The organism is Paracoccus luteus, assembly GCF_004522155.1.
GTDB lineage: Bacteria > Pseudomonadota > Alphaproteobacteria > Rhodobacterales > Rhodobacteraceae > Paracoccus > Paracoccus luteus.
Genome location: NZ_SDEA01000040.1, coordinates 1 through 506, shown reverse-complemented (window position 1 = coordinate 506; position 506 = coordinate 1). Strand labels below are relative to the sequence as shown.

At 43.9% G+C, this 506-nt stretch carries 1 pseudogene; it reads left to right on the top strand.

Features of this window, described 5'->3' with window-relative positions:
- Positions 1-184: pseudogene (locus tag EPA64_RS16185) on the top strand (class A beta-lactamase LEN-27); the annotation flags it as partial.
- Positions 185-506: the final 322 nt, after the last annotated feature.

The following is a 506-nucleotide window of genomic DNA, read 5'->3' as shown; positions in this document are numbered from 1 at the left end:
CTGGTTTATTGCTGATAAATCTGGAGCCGGTGAGCGTGGGTCTCGCGGTATCATTGCAGCACTGGGGCCAGATGGTAAGCCCTCCCGTATCGTAGTTATCTACACGACGGGGAGTCAGGCAACTATGGATGAACGAAATAGACAGATCGCTGAGATAGGTGCCTCACTGATTAAGCATTGGTAACTGTCAGACCAAGTTTACTCATATATACTTTAGATTGATTTAAAACTTCATTTTTAATTTAAAAGGATCTAGGTGAAGATCCTTTTTGATAATCTCATGACCAAAATCCCTTAACGTGAGTTTTCGTTCCACTGAGCGTCAGACCCCGTAGAAAAGATCAAAGGATCTTCTTGAGATCCTTTTTTTCTGCGCGTAATCTGCTGCTTGCAAACAAAAAAACCACCGCTACCAGCGGTGGTTTGTTTGCCGGATCAAGAGCTACCAACTCTTTTTCCGAAGGTAACTGGCTTCAGCAGAGCGCAGATACCAAATACTGTTCTTC